The sequence below is a fragment of the Streptomyces sp. LMG1-1-1.1 genome (assembly GCF_040815545.1).
Taxonomy (GTDB): Bacteria; Actinomycetota; Actinomycetes; order Streptomycetales; family Streptomycetaceae; genus Streptomyces.
Genome location: NZ_JBFPNH010000039.1, coordinates 26831 through 44609, shown reverse-complemented (window position 1 = coordinate 44609; position 17779 = coordinate 26831). Strand labels below are relative to the sequence as shown.

The 17779-nt window shown below is 72.1% G+C and carries 17 protein-coding genes; 5 read left to right on the top strand and 12 right to left on the bottom strand.

Annotated elements, in window-relative coordinates; all coding sequences use genetic code 11:
* Nucleotides 1-108: 108 nt before the first annotated feature.
* The 3 genes from MRBLMG1_RS22840 (at nucleotide 109) to recX (ending at nucleotide 3123) form a co-directional block, all read left to right on the top strand.
* A complete protein-coding gene (locus tag MRBLMG1_RS22840) occupies nucleotides 109-1131 on the top strand; it encodes a zinc-dependent alcohol dehydrogenase family protein (protein ID WP_367825958.1) in 1023 nt (340 codons plus the stop codon).
* 287 nt (nucleotides 1132-1418) lie between these two features.
* Nucleotides 1419-2552, top strand: coding sequence for a recombinase RecA (gene recA / locus MRBLMG1_RS22835; RefSeq protein ID WP_367825957.1), 1134 nt, complete (start codon nucleotides 1419-1421; stop codon nucleotides 2550-2552).
* A 4-nt stretch (nucleotides 2553-2556) separates the two neighbouring features.
* Nucleotides 2557-3123, top strand: coding sequence for a recombination regulator RecX (gene recX / locus MRBLMG1_RS22830; RefSeq protein WP_367825956.1), 567 nt, complete (start codon nucleotides 2557-2559; stop codon nucleotides 3121-3123).
* Nucleotides 3124-3443: 320 nt separating this feature from the next.
* On the opposite strand, the gene MRBLMG1_RS22825 is transcribed toward recX, so the two are convergent.
* From MRBLMG1_RS22825 to MRBLMG1_RS22790, 8 genes are all read right to left on the bottom strand, one after another.
* Nucleotides 3444-3851 (bottom strand): rhodanese-like domain-containing protein, encoded by a 408-nt coding sequence (locus MRBLMG1_RS22825; protein WP_367825984.1) that lies wholly within the window; start codon nucleotides 3849-3851, stop codon nucleotides 3444-3446.
* Nucleotides 3852-3982: 131 nt separating this feature from the next.
* Nucleotides 3983-4543 carry a cysteine dioxygenase gene (locus MRBLMG1_RS22820; RefSeq protein WP_367825955.1) on the bottom strand — a complete coding sequence of 187 codons (561 nt, stop codon included), beginning with the start codon at nucleotides 4541-4543 and terminating at the stop codon, nucleotides 3983-3985.
* Nucleotides 4544-4646: 103 nt separating this feature from the next.
* Nucleotides 4647-4733, bottom strand: coding sequence for a putative leader peptide (locus tag MRBLMG1_RS22815; RefSeq protein ID WP_315986099.1), 87 nt, complete (start codon nucleotides 4731-4733; stop codon nucleotides 4647-4649).
* A gap of 32 nt (nucleotides 4734-4765) precedes the next feature.
* Nucleotides 4766-6445 carry an FAD-dependent monooxygenase gene (locus MRBLMG1_RS22810; protein ID WP_367825954.1) on the bottom strand — a complete coding sequence of 560 codons (1680 nt, stop codon included), beginning with the start codon at nucleotides 6443-6445 and terminating at the stop codon, nucleotides 4766-4768.
* Nucleotides 6446-6637: 192 nt separating this feature from the next.
* Complete coding sequence (locus MRBLMG1_RS22805) at nucleotides 6638-7528, bottom strand: amino acid ABC transporter permease (protein ID WP_367825953.1); 891 nt, start codon at nucleotides 7526-7528, stop codon at nucleotides 6638-6640.
* A complete protein-coding gene (locus MRBLMG1_RS22800; protein ID WP_367825952.1) occupies nucleotides 7525-8199 on the bottom strand; it encodes an amino acid ABC transporter permease in 675 nt (224 codons plus the stop codon). The genes MRBLMG1_RS22805 and MRBLMG1_RS22800 overlap by 4 nt, the downstream gene beginning before the upstream one ends.
* A 120-nt stretch (nucleotides 8200-8319) precedes the next feature.
* The gene (locus tag MRBLMG1_RS22795; protein ID WP_367825951.1) at nucleotides 8320-9141 is read right to left on the bottom strand and encodes a glutamate ABC transporter substrate-binding protein; all 822 of its coding nucleotides are present in this window, start codon (nucleotides 9139-9141) and stop codon (nucleotides 8320-8322) included.
* Between the two features lie 53 nt (nucleotides 9142-9194).
* Entirely contained in the window at nucleotides 9195-9980 is a 786-nt protein-coding gene (locus MRBLMG1_RS22790) for an amino acid ABC transporter ATP-binding protein (RefSeq protein WP_367825950.1), read from the bottom strand.
* 274 nt (nucleotides 9981-10254) lie between these two features.
* Here MRBLMG1_RS22790 and MRBLMG1_RS22785 point away from each other — a divergent pair, with 274 nt between their 5' ends.
* Nucleotides 10255-10968, top strand: a complete 714-nt coding sequence (locus tag MRBLMG1_RS22785) for a response regulator transcription factor (protein WP_367825949.1) — start codon at nucleotides 10255-10257, stop codon at nucleotides 10966-10968.
* Between the two features lie 18 nt (nucleotides 10969-10986).
* Nucleotides 10987-12408 carry a sensor histidine kinase gene (locus MRBLMG1_RS22780; protein ID WP_367825948.1) on the top strand — a complete coding sequence of 474 codons (1422 nt, stop codon included), beginning with the start codon at nucleotides 10987-10989 and terminating at the stop codon, nucleotides 12406-12408.
* A gap of 24 nt (nucleotides 12409-12432) precedes the next feature.
* Here MRBLMG1_RS22780 and MRBLMG1_RS22775 read toward each other — a convergent pair whose 3' ends face one another.
* The 4 genes from MRBLMG1_RS22775 to MRBLMG1_RS22760 form a co-directional block, all read right to left on the bottom strand.
* Nucleotides 12433-13431 (bottom strand): TAXI family TRAP transporter solute-binding subunit, encoded by a 999-nt coding sequence (locus tag MRBLMG1_RS22775; RefSeq protein WP_367825983.1) that lies wholly within the window; start codon nucleotides 13429-13431, stop codon nucleotides 12433-12435.
* Nucleotides 13432-13554: 123 nt separating this feature from the next.
* The gene (locus tag MRBLMG1_RS22770) at nucleotides 13555-14739 is read right to left on the bottom strand and encodes an RCC1 domain-containing protein (RefSeq protein ID WP_367825947.1); all 1185 of its coding nucleotides are present in this window, start codon (nucleotides 14737-14739) and stop codon (nucleotides 13555-13557) included.
* Nucleotides 14740-14758: 19 nt separating this feature from the next.
* Nucleotides 14759-15925 (bottom strand): RCC1 domain-containing protein, encoded by a 1167-nt coding sequence (locus MRBLMG1_RS22765; RefSeq protein ID WP_367825946.1) that lies wholly within the window; start codon nucleotides 15923-15925, stop codon nucleotides 14759-14761.
* A gap of 16 nt (nucleotides 15926-15941) precedes the next feature.
* A complete protein-coding gene (locus MRBLMG1_RS22760; RefSeq protein ID WP_367825945.1) occupies nucleotides 15942-17180 on the bottom strand; it encodes an RCC1-like domain-containing protein in 1239 nt (412 codons plus the stop codon).
* Nucleotides 17181-17779 lie beyond the last annotated feature (599 nt).

Below are 17779 nucleotides of genomic sequence, written 5' to 3'. Positions count from 1 at the left end.
GCGACGACGCCACACGGGAACATTTCCCCTCATTCCGCAGGAAGCCATGCCTTCCTGGTCACACACAGGCGCCCGAGGCGCCGGGAACACGAAGCAAGGAGCACCACCATGCGTGGAGTAGTCATGCACACCGCCGGAGACGTCCGGGTCGAGGAACGAGAGGACCCGAAGATCATCGAACCCACCGACGCGATCGTGAAGCTGACCGCGACCTGCATCTGCGGCTCCGACCTGTGGCCGTACCGGGGCATCGAGCCCGCCGACCACACGGCCATGGGCCACGAGTACGTCGGAGTCGTCGAGGAAATCGGCTCCGAGGTGAGGAACGTCGAGGTCGGCGACTTCGTCGTCGGTTCGTTCGTCATCTCCGACAACACCTGCGAGATCTGCCGATCGGGCTACCAGTCCGGATGCGTCCACCGCGAGTTCGTGGCAGGGAACATCGGCACCCAGGCCGAGAAGGCCCGCATCCCGTACGCGGACGGCACCCTCGTCGCCACGCCCGGGCAGCCGGACGAGGAGCTGATCCCCTCGCTGCTCGCCGCGTCCGACGTGCTCGGCACCGGCTGGTACGGCGCCGTCGCCGCCGAAGCCGGCCCCGGCAAGACCGTCGCGGTCGTCGGCGACGGCGCCGTCGGCCTGATGGCGGTCCTGGCCGCCAAGGAACTGGGCGCGGAGCGCATCATCGCGATGTCCCGCCACCCCGAGCGACAGAAGCTGGCCCGCTTCTACGGCGCCACCGACATCATCGAGGAACGCGGCGACGCCGGCGTGGCGAAGATCAAGGAACTCACGGGCGGGCTCGGCGCGCACTCGGTCGTCGAGGCGGTCGGCACCCGCGAATCCACCATGCAGGCCATCGGGGCCACCCGCCCCGGCGGCCACATGGGCTTCGTCGGCGTCAACTACGACGTCCACATCCCCGGCTTCGAGCTGTTCCTCGCCGGCATCCACATGGAAGGCGGCCCCGCCCCCGTCCGCTGCTTTCTGCCCGACCTGATCCAGCTCATCTGGGACCGCAAGATCGACCCCGGCAAGGTCTTCGACCTCGAACTCCCGCTCGACCGGGCCGCCGAGGGCTACAAGGCCATGGACGAACGCCGCGCCACCAAGGTGCTCCTGCGCCCCTGAGTCATCCCCCGCGCGGACGACGTGCGGCGCCCGGATCGTCGCGCCGGTGCTCCTGCTGCACGGCGGCGGGGAGCCACGGGCGAGTCTCCGGACGGGCGCCGCGAGGTGGGCGTGGCACGCTTGACACTAAAATCGAACATCCATTCTTATGGAAGTCCGGCCCTTGGAATCACTGGGTTGTCGACGAGTTGTCCACAGGTCGGAGGGGACGCCGGGGCCCATTGTCAGTGGCAGGGGTTAGCGTCTTTCACATGAAGCGATCGACTCAAGCAAACCGGGTGGAACCCATGGCAGGAACCGACCGCGAGAAGGCGCTCGACGCCGCGCTCGCACAGATTGAACGCCAATTCGGCAAGGGCGCCGTGATGCGCATGGGTGACCGCGTCCAGGAGCCGATCGAGGTGATCTCCACCGGATCGACCGCCCTCGACATCGCCCTCGGCGTCGGCGGCCTGCCGCGCGGCCGTGTCGTGGAGGTCTACGGACCGGAGTCCTCCGGTAAGACGACCCTGACCCTGCACGCCGTGGCCAACGCCCAGAAGGCCGGCGGCCAGGTGGCCTTCGTGGACGCCGAGCACGCCCTCGACCCCGAGTACGCCAAGAAGCTCGGCGTCGACATCGACAACCTCATCCTGTCCCAGCCGGACAACGGCGAGCAGGCCCTCGAGATCGTCGACATGCTGGTCCGCTCCGGCGCCCTCGACCTGATCGTCATCGACTCCGTCGCCGCGCTCGTCCCGCGTGCGGAGATCGAGGGCGAGATGGGCGACTCGCACGTGGGTCTGCAGGCCCGACTGATGAGCCAGGCCCTCCGGAAGATCACCAGCGCGCTCAACCAGTCCAAGACCACCGCGATCTTCATCAACCAGCTCCGCGAGAAGATCGGCGTGATGTTCGGCTCGCCGGAGACCACGACCGGTGGTCGCGCGCTGAAGTTCTACGCCTCGGTGCGCCTCGACATCCGCCGCATCGAGACCCTCAAGGACGGCACGGACGCGGTCGGCAACCGCACCCGCGTCAAGGTCGTCAAGAACAAGGTCGCGCCGCCGTTCAAGCAGGCCGAGTTCGACATCCTCTACGGCCAGGGCATCAGCCGCGAGGGCGGTCTGATCGACATGGGCGTGGAGCACGGCTTCGTGCGCAAGGCCGGCGCCTGGTACACGTACGAGGGCGACCAGCTCGGCCAGGGCAAGGAGAACGCCCGCAACTTCCTGAAGGACAACCCCGACCTCGCCGACGAGATCGAGAAGAAGATCAAGGAGAAGCTGGGCGTCGGCGTCCGGCCCGACGCCGCGAAGACCGAGGCGCCGACGGACGCGGCGGGTGCCGCGGACACGGCCGGCGCGGACGACGCCAAGACCGTCCCCGCGCCCGCGGCCAAGACCGCGAAGGCGACCAAGGCCACCGCGGTCAAGAGCTGAACCGGTGACCGGTCGTACCGAATGGCCGGGTGACAGCCCCGACTCGTCGAGGGCCGAGAAGGAGCTGTCACCCCAGGATCCGGCTGAGCGGGCGCGCGCGATCTGCCTGCGCCTGCTCACCGGGACCCCCCGCACGCGCAAGCAGCTCGCCGACGCGCTGCGCAAGCGGGAGATTCCCGACGAGGTGGCGGAGGAGATCCTCTCCCGCTTCGAGGACGTCGGGCTGATCGACGACGCCGCCTTCGCGGGAGCGTGGGTGGAGTCCCGGCACCACGGCCGGGGCCTCGCGCGCAGGGCACTGGCGCGGGAGCTGCGTACCAAAGGCGTCGAGCCCACCCTCATCCAGGAGGCGGTGAGCCGGCTCGACTCCGAGCAGGAGGAGGCCACGGCGCGCGAACTCGTCGACCGCAAGCTGCGCGCCACCCGCGGCCTCGAACGTGACCGGCGCCTGCGCCGGCTCGCGGGGATGCTCGCCCGCAAGGGCTATCCCGAGGGCATGGCCCTCCGCGTCGTCCGCCAGGCCCTGGAGGCCGAGGGCGAGGACACGGACGGGCTGGACGAGTCCTACTGAGGCGGGTGCGCCGGTGCGGGTCTGCCGGTGCGGGTCTGCCGGTGCGGGGCTTGTCGGGGCCGGGCCTGTTGGGGGCCCTGGGAGGACGGGCCTGTGGGGACGGGGCTGCGGGGGACTGGCCTGTGGGGACGGGCCTGTTGGGGGCCCTAGGAGGACTGGCCTGTGGGGACGGGCCTGTGGGGGATGGGTCTGATGGCGGGACGGGCCCTCGTAGGACGGGGCGTGCCGAGGCGAGCCCTGTTGTGCTGGGGCGAGTCCTTCTGCCGCGGGGGGACAGAAGGACTCGACACTCGGCAGCGGGGGTGGGGTGGGGGGTGTGGTCAGGCGCGGGTGGCCGGGAGGAGGACGGGGAGGCCGGCGGCCTTCCAGGCCTGGAAGCCGCCGATGAGGTCGGTCGCCCGGTGCAGGCCGAGGCGGCGCAGGGACTCGGCGGCGAGGGAGGAGGCGTAGCCCTCGTTGCAGAGGACGACCACCCGCAGGTCGTGGCTGTCGGCCTCGGTCGCGCGGTGGCTGCCCAGGGGGTCGAGCCGCCACTCCAGTTCGTTGCGCTCGACGATCAGCGCGCCCGGGATCAGGCCGTCCCGTTCCCGCAGGGCCGCGTAACGCGTGTCGACCAGGAGCGCGTCACCCGCCTCGTACGCCTCGTGGGCGGCCCGGGGCTCGATCCGGTCGAGGCCCGACCTGACCTGCTCAAGGAGGTCGTCGATGCCCACTCGCCCGTGGGTCACTTGTGCGTCGGCCACTCGCTCGCGGGCTACTTGTGCGTCGGCCACTCGCCCGTGGGCCACTTGTCCGTTGGTCACTGGTCCGCCGCCCACTCGCCTACCGCCTACTCGTCCGTGGCTCACGTGTTCGTCGCTCACTGCCAGTCCTCCGGGCGTTCGACCTGTTCGAGGCGGAGCACCGCGCCCGTCCGGCTGAAGCGGCGGATCAGGGGGAGCGGCGGGTAGTACGCGTGCACTGACACGGCGTGGGTGTCGGGTGACTCGTTGAGGACCTCGTGTACGTGGTGGCGGCCGAAGGCCCGGCTGCCGCCCTCCGTCAGGCGGCGGGTGCGGTCGAGGCCGTCGGCCAGTTCGAGGGTCTTCCAGCCGCTCGCGGGGAGGCGGACCGCGAGCGCGTTCTCGGTCAGGGTGCCGCGCGCGGTGGCGAAGGCGCCGAGCGACTCGGCGTGGTCGTGCCAGCCGGTTCCGGTGCCGGGCGGCCAGCCGATGAGCCAGGCCTCACTGCCGCCGGGGCCGTCGAGGCGCACCCAGGTACGGCCCTCGGGGTCGAGCGGCAGCGAGTCGACGAGGTCGCGGTCGGCGGCCGTGCGGCGGACGAAGGCGAGCAGGTCTGCCGCAGACGGCCCCGCGGGGGCCGCCGTGCCGGCAGGGGTGTCCGAGGGGGCGGGAGAGGGTGCGGAGACGTGTGGGGACACGGGTGACCGTCCTGAGGTTCGCGAAGGGCGCGCGACGGCTCACGGCACCGCGGACAGCCCTGGGGGCGTCCGCGGCGGGGCGCGCGCGGGGAAGGAGGCGAGATCAGCAGGAGGGGCGACACACGCAGCCCGCGTAGCGGACGAGGTCCATGTGGACCCTCCGCCACAGGCGCGCATAGGTGTCGGTCACGCTCCGGAGTACACCATGCGCGCCCGCGGGAATCAATGCATGTCCGCCGTGCGGTCATCGGCGGTGGACACCGCGGCGGGCGCCGCGGCGGGCGTGGGGTCGTCGGAGGGGGAGCCGCCGCGGGCCGCGTCCGCCGCGGCGTACAGCTCCTCGGGGAGGACCCCGGAGAACGAGGCGGCGAGGTGGCCGTCGGGGCGTACGAGCAGGACGGCGTGGGCGGGGGCGCCCGGGTAGGCCTCCGTCACCAGGACCTCGGCCTTGGCCGGGAGGGCGGCGACCGCCTCTTCGAGCCGGGGCATGAGACCCGCGCTCCGCCAGTGGCGGCGGTCCCACACCCCGGTGCCGGGTGCGACGAGGACGACCAGGAGCCGGCCCTGACCGAGCCGGTCCCGGAGCCGTACGGTCGTGCCGTCCGGGGCGGTCACGCGGACGTCCTCGACCGGGGCGCCGGGCGGGGTGCCGATCGGCGTCAGCCCGTCGGAGTGCGGAGGCGCGAGGGGGGAGTGCGGGTACGCGGGGGGCGCGCCGAGCGGGCCGCGCCCCACGTGGCCCTCGGCCAGCAGGGCGTCGTGACCGCGCGCACCGCCGGGGAGGTACGTCCGCAGGCCGCCGCCGCCGCGCAGCGCGGGCAGCGACTGGTCCGCCGCGCGCAGCCGGGAGGCGACGGCCGTCCGCCGCTCGCTCTGGTAGCTGTCGAGGAGCCGGTCCGAGGCGCCGTGGTGCCAGGTGAGGGCGAGCTTCCAGGCGAGGTTGTCGACGTCGCGGAACCCCTCGTCGAGGCCCTGCGTGCCGACCGCGCCGAGCAGGTGCGCCGCGTCACCGGCGAGCAGGACCCGGTCGACCCGCCACCGGCGGGCGAGCCGGTGGTGCAGGGTGTGGACGCCGGTGTCGATGAGTTCGTACGGGGGCGTCACCCCGTCGCACCAGCCGGCGAGGGTCTCGCGGATGCGGGCGACCAGCGCGTCCGGGGTGACGAGGTCGCCGCGGGGCGGGAGCAGCCAGTCGATCCGCCACACCCCGTCGGGCAGCGGGCGGGCGGTGATCTCGTCGGGGGCTCCCCGCCACGGCGGCTGGCGGTGCATCAAGGCCTCGCCAGGCCAGGGGAGTTCGGTGCGCAAGGCGGCGACCGCGTGCCGTTCCACCGCGGTGCGGCCGGGGAAGCGGATGCCGAGCAGCTTGCGGACGGTCGACCGGGCCCCGTCGCAGCCGACGAGGTGGCTGCCGCGCCACCAGGTGCCCTCGGGGCCGCGGGTGTGGGCGGTGACCCCGTCGGGGTCCTGCTCGATGGTGTCGAGCCGGGCCTCGGCCACGAGGCGGACCAGTGGCTCGCGGCCGATGGCGTCGCGCAGGCCGCGCGCGAGGGCGTGCTGGGGGATGTGCAGCGGGGCGGCCGGAGAGGCGGGCGCGTCCGGGTCCTCCGCCCATTCCTCCGTACCGCTGAGTCCCAGGTCGAGCGGGATCTGGCGCACCAGCCGGCCGCGGCGCATGCTGCGCCAGCCGACCCAGCGGACGCCCTCGTCACGGAGGGTGGTGCAGCCCAGGCGTTCGACCATGGCGGCCATGTCGGCGCGCAGCAGGACGCTGCGGGCGGGTCGTGGCTCGTCCTTGCCGGAGCCCTCGTCGAGGACGATGCTGGGCACGCCCTGGGCGGCGAGGGCGAGGGAGAGCGCGAGGCCGACGGGCCCCGCGCCCACGATGATCACCGGGTCCACGGCGCGGCTCCTGAAGGCCGGACGGTCATGGGGGCAGCACAGTCGAGTGTGGCACGAGCCCGGTGGTTGATCACAGACCGTATGCAACCCACTGAGGGTGCTTGCGTCAAGCGACGGGGTGGGCGCGGTGCGGTCGACATCGAGTCAGTACCGCTCCGGCCCACCCCTGTTGCCCCGGGGACCCCGTCGGAGTCAGGCGTCGCTGGCGGCCTTCGCCTTCGCCTCGGCGGCTCCGGCCTGGGCCGGGAGGGTCACCGCGGCGGACTTCCTGCCCTGCCGCAGGCGCCGTTCGAGGCGGCCCGCGAAGGTGGTGAGGGCGAAGTTGATGCCGATGTAGATGAGCGCGATGACCACGAGCGTGGCGATCGTGTTGGCGCCGTAGTTGGCGGTGATCTGCCGGTTCTGGCTGAGCAGCTCGGCGAAGCCGAGCAGGGCGCCGCCGAGCGCGGTGTCCTTGACGATCACGACGAGCTGGCTGACCAGGGCGGGCAGCATGACGGTCACGGCCTGCGGGAGCAGGACGTACAGCATGGTCTGGCCCTTGCGCAGGCCGAGCGCGACGGCCGCGTCGCCCTGGCCGCGGGGCAGCGAGAGGACGCCGGCCCGGACGACCTCGGCGATCACCGAGGCGTTGTAGAGCACCAGGCCGGTGACGACCGCGTACAGCGGGCGGAAGTCGGAGCTGACGGTCGTGAACTCCCGGTAGGCCTGGTTGGCGAACATCATCAGGAGCAGGACCGGGATGGCGCGGAAGAACTCCACGAGCGCCCCGACGGGCACGCGCACCCAGCGGTGGTCGGACAGCCGGCCGATGCCGAGGGCGGCACCGAGGGGCAGCGCGATCACGATGGAGAGGGCGGCGGCCTTGAGGGTCTCGACCAGGCCGGGCAGCAGGTACGTCGTCCAGACCTTGGAGTCGGTGACGAACGGGCTCCACTTGTCCGCGTCCAGCTGGTTCTTGTCGGCCAGGGCGGTGAGCACCCACCAGGCCACCAGGCCGAGGACCGCCAGGAAGGCGACCGTGTAGAGGACGTTGCGCCGCTTGGCGCGCGGGCCGGGAGTGTCGTACAGGACGGAGCTCATCGCTTCACCGCCAGTCGCTTGGCCGCCCAGCCCAGGATCAGGCCGGTGGGGAGGGTGAGGACGATGAAGCCGAAGGCGAAGATCGCGAAGACGGCGAAGAGCGCGTCGGCCTCGTTCTCGAGCATCGTCTTCATCAGGAGCGACGCGTCGGCGGCGCCGATCGCGGCCGCCACGGTGGTGTTCTTGGTGAGGGCGATCAGGACGTTGGCGAGCGGGGTCACGGCCGCGCGGAAGGCCTGCGGGAGGACCACCAGGGTGAGCACCTGGGTGAAGCTCAGACCGAGGGCGCGGGCGGCCTCGGCCTGGCCCGGCGGGACGGTGTTGATGCCGGAGCGCAGCGCCTCGCAGACGAACGTGCCGGTGTACGCGACGAGTCCGAGGACGGCGAGTCGGAAGCCGATGTCCTCGGAGCGGTCCGCGCCGAGCGTGATGAGCAGGGTCTGGTTGAGGCCGAGGAGGCAGGCGACGAGGACCACCGTCAGCGGAGTGTTCCGGACGATGTTCACGTACGCGGTGCCGAAGGCGCGCATCAGCGGGATCGGGCTGACGCGCATGGAGACCAGGGCCGTGCCCCAGATCAGCGAGCCGATCGCCGAGTAGAGGGCGAGCTGCGCCGTCACCCAGAAGGCGCCGAGCAGGTCGTACTGCCCGGAATCAAGAAAGTCGAACACGATGCCCGCGCTCTCCCCTGGTGGTCGGTCGGTGGGACGGCCGGTGCGTGGGCAGCGGCCGGTGCCGGTGTGACGGCCGCCCCTCGCGGGCGGCGGCCGTCACGGCCGGAGCGGGTCAGGTCAGTTCTCGACCTTCGGCGCGGGCTCGTACTTGTAGCCGGAGGGGCCGAAGTGCTGCTTGACGAGCTTCTCCCAGGTGCCGTCGGAGACCATCTTCTCCAGCGCCTTGTTGATCTTGCCGCGCAGCTCGTCGTCGCCCTTCTTGACGCCGATGCCGTACTTCTCGTCGCTCATCCGGAGGCCGGCGAGCTTGAACTTGCCCTGGTGCTCCTTCTGCGAGGCGTAGCCCGCGAGGATGGAGTCGTCGGTGGTCAGGGCGTCGACGGCCTTGTTCTCGAGGCCGGTCAGGCACTCGGAGTAGCCGCCGAGCTGCTGGAGGTCGGCCTTCGGGGCGAGCTTCTCCTTGACGTTCTGCGCGGAGGTCGAGCCGGTGACCGAGCAGAGCTTCTTGGAGTTGAGGTCGTCGACCTTGGTGATCGAGCTGTCGTCGGCGCGCACGAGCAGGTCCTGGTGGGCCAGGAAGTACGGACCGGCGAAGTCGACCTCCTTCTTGCGCTTGTCGTTGATCGAGTAGCTGGCGACGACGAACTTGACGTCACCGTTCTTGATCAGGTTCTCGCGCTCGGCGCTCGGCGCCTGCTTGAAGTTGATCTTGTCCTCGGCGTAGCCGAGCTCCTTGGCGACGTAGCGGGCGACGTCGACGTCGAAGCCGGCGTACGTGCCGTCCGGGGTCTTCAGGCCCAGGCCGGGCTGGTCGAACTTGATGCCGACGGTGATCTTGTCACCGTTGCTGCCCGAGTCGGAGCCGCCGCCACAGGCGGTGGCGGTGAGCGCGAGGACGACGGCGGCCGCGGCGGCGGCGGGGGTGCGGCGAAGCTTCATCGAGAATGTCCCTTGGTCTAGAAGTGAGTTGGGAAGAATAGGCCCGAACTCGCTCAGTGGTGAAGGATCTTGGAGAGGAAGTCCTTGGCCCGGTCGCTGCGCGGGTTGCTGAAGAACTCCTCGGGTGTCGCCTGCTCGACGATCTTCCCGTCCGCCATGAAGACGACCCGGTTGGCGGCGGAGCGCGCGAAACCCATCTCGTGCGTGACGACCACCATCGTCATGCCGTCCCTGGCCAGCTGCTGCATGACCTCCAGGACCTCGTTGATCATCTCGGGGTCGAGCGCGGAGGTCGGCTCGTCGAAGAGCATGACCTTCGGGTCCATCGCGAGGGCGCGGGCGATGGCCACGCGCTGCTGCTGACCACCCGAGAGCTGCGCCGGGTACTTGTCCGCCTGGGTGCCGACACCGACCCGGTCGAGCAGGGCACGGGCCTTGGCCTCGGCGGCCTTCTTCTCCGTCCTGCGGACCTTGATCTGGCCCAGCATCACGTTCTCGAGCACCGTCTTGTGCGCGAAGAGGTTGAACGACTGGAAGACCATGCCGACGTCGGAACGCAGTCGGGCGAGCTCCCTGCCCTCCGCCGGAAGCGCCTTGCCGTCGATGGTGATGGCGCCGGAGTCGATGCTCTCCAGCCGGTTGATCGTGCGGCACAGCGTCGACTTGCCGGACCCGGACGGTCCGATGACGACCACGACCTCGCCGCGCGCGATCGTCAGATCGATGTCCTGGAGGACATGCAGTGCGCCGAAGTGCTTGTTCACGTCGGACAGTACGACCAGGTCGTCCGCGCCGCGCGGGGTGTCCTCGGGACCCTTGGACACTGACTCTCCGCTCATCGGCCTCTTGCTCCGTCCTCCTCGGTTGGGGAGGACACTAGAGACCTGATGTGACGACCGTCATCACATCTGAGCGGAAATTGAGGATAACGATCCGGCTGCGGCCGTGCACCGTACGTGAACGCCGCACCTCGGGCCGTACCGGCTGCATAACGGAAACGCCGGCGTCACAGGGGGACACTTGACTGTGACACCCATGTTCGGTGTTCATGCCCTGGTACCACCTGGTACACAGAGAGCCGCCGATCAACAGATCACCACGGAGGAGGTACGCATGCGACTGCTGCTCGTCGAGGACGACGACCACGTCGCCGCCGCCCTCTCCGCGATCCTCGCGAAGCACGGCTTCACGGTCACGCACGCCCGCAACGGCGAGGAGGCCCTGCAGGCCGTCCTGCCCACCGCGCAGGGCGAGCGCCCCTCGTACGGGGTGATCCTGCTCGACCTCGGCCTGCCCGACCAGGACGGCTACCAGGTCTGCGGCCGCATCCGGAAGCTCACCACCACCCCGGTGATCATGGTCACCGCGCGCGCCGACGTGCGCTCCCGGATCCACGGGCTCAACCTCGGCGCCGACGACTACGTCGTCAAGCCCTACGACCCCGGCGAGCTCCTCGCCCGGATCCACGCCGTCAGCCGGCGCAACGCGGGGCCCGAGGAGACGGCCGGAGCCACCGGAGCCGCCGACGGGACGCAGCTGCGCCTCGGCCCCGTCACCATCGAGCTGCCCACCCGCCGGGTCAGCGTCGACGGCGAGAGCGTCGCGCTCACCCGCAAGGAGTTCGACCTGCTCGCCCTCCTCGCCCAGCGCCCCGGAGTCGTCTTCCGCCGCGAACAGATCATCAGCGAGGTCTGGCGCACCAGTTGGGAGGGGACCGGCCGCACCCTGGAGGTGCACGTGGCCTCCCTGCGCTCCAAGCTGCGGATGCCCGCCCTGATCGAGACCGTGCGGGGCGTCGGCTACCGCCTCGTCGCCCCCGCCGCGTAACCCCCGGACCCCCGACCCGTGCGCACCCGACTCCTCCCGCTCCTCATCATCCTGATGGCCGGGGTGCTCCTCGCCCTCGGTTTCCCGCTCGCCGCCAGCCTCGCCGCCTCCGAACAGCAACGGGTCGTCGTCGACCGGCTCGACGACGCCGCCCGCTTCGCCGCGCTCGCCCAGTTCGTCAACGAGACCAGCCCCGGCACCGACGAGCGGCGCACCACCCTCAGCGGCGAACTCGCCAGCTACCACGACGTGTACGGCATCCGGGCCGGGATCTTCTACCGGGACAACCGCTCCATGGCCTCCGCGCCCGAGGACTGGACCGTCCCGGACGAGGGGGAGGGCAGGCGCGCCTTCAACGAGGCGCTCCTCGGCCGGCGCAGCCACGACCCGCCGCAGGTGTGGCCCTGGCAGGGGCACGCGCGGCTCACCATCGCCTCCCCGGTCGTCCGGGACGGCGACGTCGTCGCCGTCGTCGTCACCGACTCGCCCACCGGACAGCTCCGCCTGCGCGTCCTGCGCGGCTGGCTCGTGATCTTCGCGGGGGAGTCCGCCGCGATGCTGCTCGCCGTCGGCGCCGCGTTCCGGCTCACCGGCTGGGTGCTGCGGCCGGTGCGCGTGCTCGACTCCGTCACCCACGACATCGCCACCGGGCGGATGAACTCCCGGGTCGCCGCCGCCGGCGGGCCCCCCGAACTGCGACGCCTCGCCCGCTCGTTCAACGAGATGGCCGACAACGTCGAGGACGCGCTCGAACAGCAGCGGGCCTTCGTCGCCGACGCGTCCCACCAGCTGCGCAACCCGCTGGCCGCGCTGCTCCTGCGCATCGAGCTGCTCGCCCTGGAACTCCCCGAGGGCAACGAGGAGATCGCGTCCGTACGGACCGAGGGCAAGCGCCTCGCCCAGGTCCTCGACGACCTCCTCGACCTGGCGCTCGCCGAGCACGCCGAAGCCGAGCTGCGGCTGACCGACGTCGGCGCGCTCACCGACGAGCGGGTCGCGTCCTGGCGGCCCGTCGCCGACGGCAAGGGCGTCCTGCTCACCGGGGAGTGCGGGGCCCTGACGGCCTGGGCCGACCCCGTCGCCCTGTCCAGCGGCCTCGACGCGGTGATCGACAACGCGCTCAAGTTCACCCCCGCCGGCGAGGAGGTCACGGTCTCCGTCGCCTTGTCCCCGGGCGGCGAGAGCGTCGACATCGTCGTCGCAGACCGCGGCCCCGGCCTCACCGAGGACGAGCTGGCCCGGGTCGGCGACCGCTTCTGGCGTTCGGGCCGGCACCAGAACGTCAAGGGCTCCGGACTCGGCCTCTCCATCACGCGCGTCCTGCTCTCGGCCGGCGGCGGCGGCATCGCCTTCGCGCCGAACGAGCCCCACGGCCTCCGGGTCACGGTCACCGTGCCCCGGTACGCGCCCGCCGACCGGGACAGGGACCGGGAGGCGTAGTCCCGGCCGGGGCGCCCCGGAAGGTCAGGGCTTCAGCGAGCGGTAGTAGCGCCGGGCGCCGTCGTGGAGGGTCAGGGGCTCGGTGTACACGGCGGTACGGAGATCCACGAGCTGGGCGGGGTGGACCTGGGCGCCGATCCGGTCACGGCTCCGGATCACCGTACGGGTGAAGCCCTCGACCAGGTCCGCGTCCGTCTTGTCCGTGGTGACCAGGAGGTTCGCCACGGCCAGCGTCTCGATCGGCCGGCCGTCCTGCGCCTTCGCGTACGCGTCGGCCGGGATCACCGCCGACCGGTAGTGCCGGGTCGACGGGCCGACGTCGTGCAGCCGGTCCACCACGCGGGAGTCCAGCGGGACCAGCCGGACCAGGAAGCGGTCGGCCAGGGCCTGCACGGCCTGGGTGGGGAGGCCGCCCGACCAGAAGAAGGCGTCGAGCCGCCCCTGCTCCAGGAGGCCGGGCATGGTGTCGATGCCCGCCGCGACCGGCTCGATGTCGCTGATCGGCGCGATGCCCGCCGCCGCGAGCACCCGGTCGGCGATCAGCCGTACGCCGGACCCGTCCTGGCCGACGCCGACCCGGAGGCCCTTGAGGTCCCGCGCCGACCGCACCGGGGAGTCCTTGGGCACCACGAGCTGCACGTAGTCGTCGTAGAGCCGGGCGCAGCCGCGCAGCCGCTCGAAGCCGGGTCGGCGCTCCCGCTGGTACTGGGCCACCGCGTCCGCCGTGGCGATCGTGAAGTCGGCCTCGCCCGAAGCCACCCGGGCCAGGTTCTGCTGGGATCCCTCGCTGTCCGTGAGCCGTATCGACACCTCGGGCAGGTCCTGGGCCAGGGCCTCCTTGAGCAGCTCCCCGTACTGCTGGTAGACGCCGGTGGGGACCCCGGTACTGAACGTGACCGAGCCGCTCGGTGCCGGTGACCCGAACGGGACCAGCCACCACACCAGCACCCCGCACACCGCGAGCAGCGCGGCCGACACCGCGAGGACACGGCGGCGGGCGGCACGGGAGAGCGAGGCGAACATGCCGCGATCCTGCCAGCTCACCGCCGTCCCTGACCAGGCTCGACCGTGTGACGGGCCCCTCGCGGGCGCTGCCGGGGGCCCGCGCGGGTGCGCGCGCGGGCCCCCGGCACGCCGTGGGGCGGGTCAGTAGGCGAAGGCCGACTTGCCCGTCATGGTCGCGGCGACCTGGGTGATGCCGCTGCCGGGCGGCAGGGCCACCGTGGTGCCGGTGGGGGTGGTGGTCGTGCCGTCGCCGAGCTGGGCGGCGCCGTTGGCGCCCCAGCCGATCACCGATCCGTCGTCCAGCGCGGCCACCGTGAAGTCGACGCCGCCCGAGATGCTCTGGACGCCCTTGAGGGTGTCCAGGACGACCGGGGTGGTGCGGTTGGCGTTCGTGCCGTCGCCGAGCTGCCGGTCGGTGTTCTTGCCCCAGCCGGCCAGGCTGCCGTCGTCGAGGACGGCGAAGCCGGACGCCGAGGTGGCGAAGATCCTGGCCACGGCGTCGAGGTAGGCGACGTCGACGGGCTTGTTGCTGTCGGTGGTCGAGTCGTTGCCCAGCTGCCCCTCGGCGCCCTTGCCCCAGGCCTTGACGATGCCGTCGGCGGTCAGCGCGAGGACGTACTCGCAGCCCACGGCGACGGACTCGACGTCGGTCAGGTCGGGGACCTTCTGCGGGGTCTCGCGCGTGGTGTTGCTACCGGTGCCCAGGCGCCCGTTGTCGCCCTTGCCCCAGGTCCACACCGTGCCGTCCTGCCGGAGCGCCACGCTGAAGTCGCAGCCCGCTCCGACGTCCTTGACCTTGTCCAGGCTCTGCACGGGGATCGGGGCCTTGTACGGGCTGGTGGTGTCCTGGCCGGTGCCCAGCTGCTTCGCGGCGTTGTTGCCCCAGGCGAGGACCCGGCCGCCCTTGACGGCGAGGACGTGGTTGAGGCCCGCCGAGACCTCGCTGACCCCGGAGAGGCCCACGACCGTCGCCGGGAAGGACTGGGCGGTGGTGGTGCCGTTGCCGAGCTGGCCGGTCGTGTTGGAGCCCCAGCTCTTCACGGTGCCGTCCTTGAGGAGGGCGACGGCGAAGCCGTTGGCCGCGGTGCCGGCGCCGCCCCCGCCCCCGGACAGCTCGCGCACGTCGTCGCGGGCGATGCCGGTGACGGCGGCGGGGGTCTGCTGGGCGAGGACACTGCCGTTGCCGAGCTGCCCCTGGGCGTTCTCGCCCCAGGCGCGGACCCAGGGGTCGGTGCCGGCGGCGGCGTGGGCGGGGAGGCAGGGGACGGCGAGTGCGGTGGCCGCCGTGAGGGCGGCGAGCAGGGTGCTGCGCAGGGTGGGGGACATCCGCGGAACCTTTCGGGGTTCAGTAGGCATAGCTGGTCTTCCACGCGGTGGCGCTCGCGAGGCGGGTCGTGCCGCTGCCCGGGGGCAGCGCGACGACCGGGGACAGGGAGGAGGCGGTGGTGCCGTCGCCGAGCTGGCCGACGTCGTTCTCGCCCCAGGAGAGGACGGACTGGTCGTCGAGGAGGGCGAGGGTGAAGCCCCATCCGCCGAGCAGCGAGGAGACGCCTGCGAGCCCGGGGACGGGGACGGGGGTGGTCCGTTTGACCTTGGTGCCGTCGCCGAGCTGGCCGGCCCAGTTCTCGCCCCAGGCACGGACGGTGCCGTCGCCCAGGAGCGCGAAGTTGTGGTACGGGCCCGCGTGGATCGAGGTGACGTCGTCGAGGTGCTTCACGTCGACGGGAGAGGTGCTCTGATCGGTGCTGTCGTTGCCGAGCTCGCCGCCGCCGTTGCGGCCCCAGGCCTTGACCTGGTGATCCGCGGTCAGGGCGAGGACGTGCCGACAACCGGCCCTCACGGCTACGACGTCGTCCAGACCGGGGACGCGCTGGGGCGTGTTCCGATCCGTCGTGGAGCCGATGCCGAGCTGGCCCTCGTGGTTCCGGCCCCAGGTCCACACCGTGCCGTCCTCGCGCAGGGCGGCGGCGAACTGGCACCCGGCGGCCACCTCCTTCACCTTGTTCAGGCTCTGGACGGCGATGGGCCGGGTGACCGGCGAGGTCGGGTCGGGGAGGCCGTCGCCGAGCTGTCCGTAGGTGTCGTTCCCCCACGACAGCACCCGGCCGCCCCGTACAGCCAGGGCGAAGTCGAGGCCCGCCGCGATGTCGGACACCCCGGACAGACCGGCGACCGGGGCCGGGTACGGCCGGTTGGCCGTCGTTCCGTCGCCCAGCTGGCCGTTGACGTTGCCGCCCCAGGACTGGACGGTTCCGTCGTGCAGCAGGGCCAGGGCGAACACCTGGTCCTTGGACCAGCCGCCGCTCGTCAGCTCGCGCACGTCGTTCCGGGCGAGGCCCTTCACGGAGGAGGGCGTGAGCTGGTCGAGCGTGGAGCCGTTGCCGAGCTGACCGGAGTTGTTCTGGCCCCAGGCGCGGGCCCAGGGGTCGCGGGGCTCGGCGTGGGCGGGGGTGCCGGCGAGGGCGAGGAACGTGAGCGCCGCGGCGACACCGCGTGCGTACGCGTACGTCATCGGAGCACGCTCCCGCTCAGTACGCGTACGTCGTGTTGCCGCCCAGCGACACGGCCACGTTCTTGACCGCCGAGCCCTCGTTGAGGATCTTCACCGACTCGTAGCGGGAGACCGTGGTGCCGTTGCCGAGCTGACCCTCGCCGTTGTGGCCCCAGGTGAAGACGTCGTCGGCGGTGACGGCGACGCCGTGCCGGGCGCCCGCCGCGAGGTGCTGGACGCCTTCGAGGCGCGGGATCTCGACCGGGGCGGTGCGGTTGGTGCGGGAGACGTTGGAGTCGAAGGCCTCGTCGGACTCCAGGAGCTGGCCGTACTGGTTGTTGCCCCAGCCCCAGACGTGGCTGTCGCTGGTCATGACGTAGTTGTGGAAGGCGCCCGCCTCGATGTCGGAGACGCCTTCCACCCAGTCGACGTCGACGGGGACGGTGGAGGACTTGGTGGAGGAGTTGCCGAGCTGGCCGTAGAGGTTGTAGCCCCAGGACTTGACGGTGTCGTCGGCGGTCAGCGCGAGGGCGTGGTGGCAGCCGGCGTCGACCTCGACGACGTTCTCCAGGCCGGTGACCTGCCGGGGCACGGAGCTGGTGGAGCGGTTGCCGGTGCCGAGCTGGCCGTGGATGCCGCGGCCCCAGGCGTACACCTTGCCGTTCTCCAGGAGGGCGAGGCTGAAGTCGCAGCCGGCCGAGATCTGCTTGACCTTGGGCATGCCCTGGACGCGGTCGGGGACGGTGCGGCTGTCGCCGGTGCGGTTGTTGCCGAGCTGCCCGTAGGCGTTGTCGCCCCAGGAGTAGACCTGGCCGCTGGTGTCGAGGGCGAGGGCGTGCTTGCCGCCGGCCGCGATGTCCTTGATGTTGCTCAGGCGCGGGACGGTGGTGGGCACGGTCTGGTTGGTGTTGCCGCCGTTGCCGAGCTGGCCGGAGGAGTTGTGGCCCCAGGACTTGACCGTCTTGTCGGTACGGGCGAGGGCGAACGAGTCGGCCGACGAGGTGCCGCCGGCCGAGAGCTGGTCGACGTCGCCGCGGAAGAGGCTGGTGACCGAGGACGGGCTCAGGCTGTCGGACAGGGTGCCGTTGCCGAGCTGGCCGGTGCGGCCCGCGCCCCAGCTCAGGACCGTCGGGTTGCCCTCGTTGGCGGTCGCGGCCGGGGCGAGCGCCAGGGCCGGCACGGCGGCGAGCGCGGCGGTGGCCGTGAGGACGGCGGCGGCCGTGAAGGGCCTTCGGGGGAACGGGGTACGCAGGGGACTGCGGCGTGTACGGGACATGGCTCTGCTCTCCTTCGATGGGGACATACGGGAGCGCTGCGCCCGGTCCGGCGGCCCCGCGGGGAGGGCGGGGGCGCGTGCGGGGTGGGCGCGGGTCATGCGGACAGGCCGTGCCGGGCCCTTGGGCATGGGGCGCCCACGGCCGGGTGCGGCGGCCGGGACGGGCCGCCGGGCACATGAGCAGACTGTCCGAGAATGATCACCGCGGCGAGCCGGGAGCGGTGAAACACCCGTCTGACGGACAGCCGTTCGGAGCTGTGGTCCCGGGGGCGCGTTCGGCTTCCCGGCCCGCCCGGTGAGGGTCGTCGCGGCCGGATCCGGACGGCGGCCGAACGGCGGCGTCCGGGGGAGTGAGGGGCCCGCCGTGTACGGCCGCCCGCCCTCTCGCCCGCCGCCCCGATTCCCTACGAACGGGTGGACCTGCGGGTCCCCGCACCGGCTCGCCGACGCCCCTGATCAGGCCCTTCGGGGCGGCTCCGAGTGCGCTCCGCCGAAGTGGTGAGCGGGCCCGTCGGTGCGTCTCGCGCCGTGTGTCGCGCCGGGGCGCCGGGGCCCCGGCGGCTAGCGTCGGGATGCGCTCGGTGATCTTGAGGACAGTC

What these genes read in the sequence shown, in the direction of transcription:
- MRBLMG1_RS22765 (WP_367825946.1), bottom strand. Translation starts at nt 15,925, where the DNA reads ATGACGTACGCGTACGCACGCGGTGTCGCCGCGGCGCTCACGTTCCTC.
- MRBLMG1_RS22795 (WP_367825951.1), bottom strand. Translation starts at nt 9,141, where the DNA reads ATGAAGCTTCGCCGCACCCCCGCCGCCGCCGCGGCCGCCGTCGTCCTC.
- MRBLMG1_RS22840 (WP_367825958.1), top strand. Translation starts at nt 109, where the DNA reads ATGCGTGGAGTAGTCATGCACACCGCCGGAGACGTCCGGGTCGAGGAA.
- MRBLMG1_RS22805 (WP_367825953.1), bottom strand. Translation starts at nt 7,528, where the DNA reads ATGAGCTCCGTCCTGTACGACACTCCCGGCCCGCGCGCCAAGCGGCGC.
- MRBLMG1_RS22760 (WP_367825945.1), bottom strand. Translation starts at nt 17,180, where the DNA reads ATGTCCCGTACACGCCGCAGTCCCCTGCGTACCCCGTTCCCCCGAAGG.
- MRBLMG1_RS22770 (WP_367825947.1), bottom strand. Translation starts at nt 14,739, where the DNA reads ATGTCCCCCACCCTGCGCAGCACCCTGCTCGCCGCCCTCACGGCGGCC.
- recA (WP_367825957.1), top strand. Translation starts at nt 1,419, where the DNA reads ATGGCAGGAACCGACCGCGAGAAGGCGCTCGACGCCGCGCTCGCACAG.
- MRBLMG1_RS22775 (WP_367825983.1), bottom strand. Translation starts at nt 13,431, where the DNA reads ATGTTCGCCTCGCTCTCCCGTGCCGCCCGCCGCCGTGTCCTCGCGGTG.
- MRBLMG1_RS22785 (WP_367825949.1), top strand. Translation starts at nt 10,255, where the DNA reads ATGCGACTGCTGCTCGTCGAGGACGACGACCACGTCGCCGCCGCCCTC.
- MRBLMG1_RS22790 (WP_367825950.1), bottom strand. Translation starts at nt 9,980, where the DNA reads ATGAGCGGAGAGTCAGTGTCCAAGGGTCCCGAGGACACCCCGCGCGGC.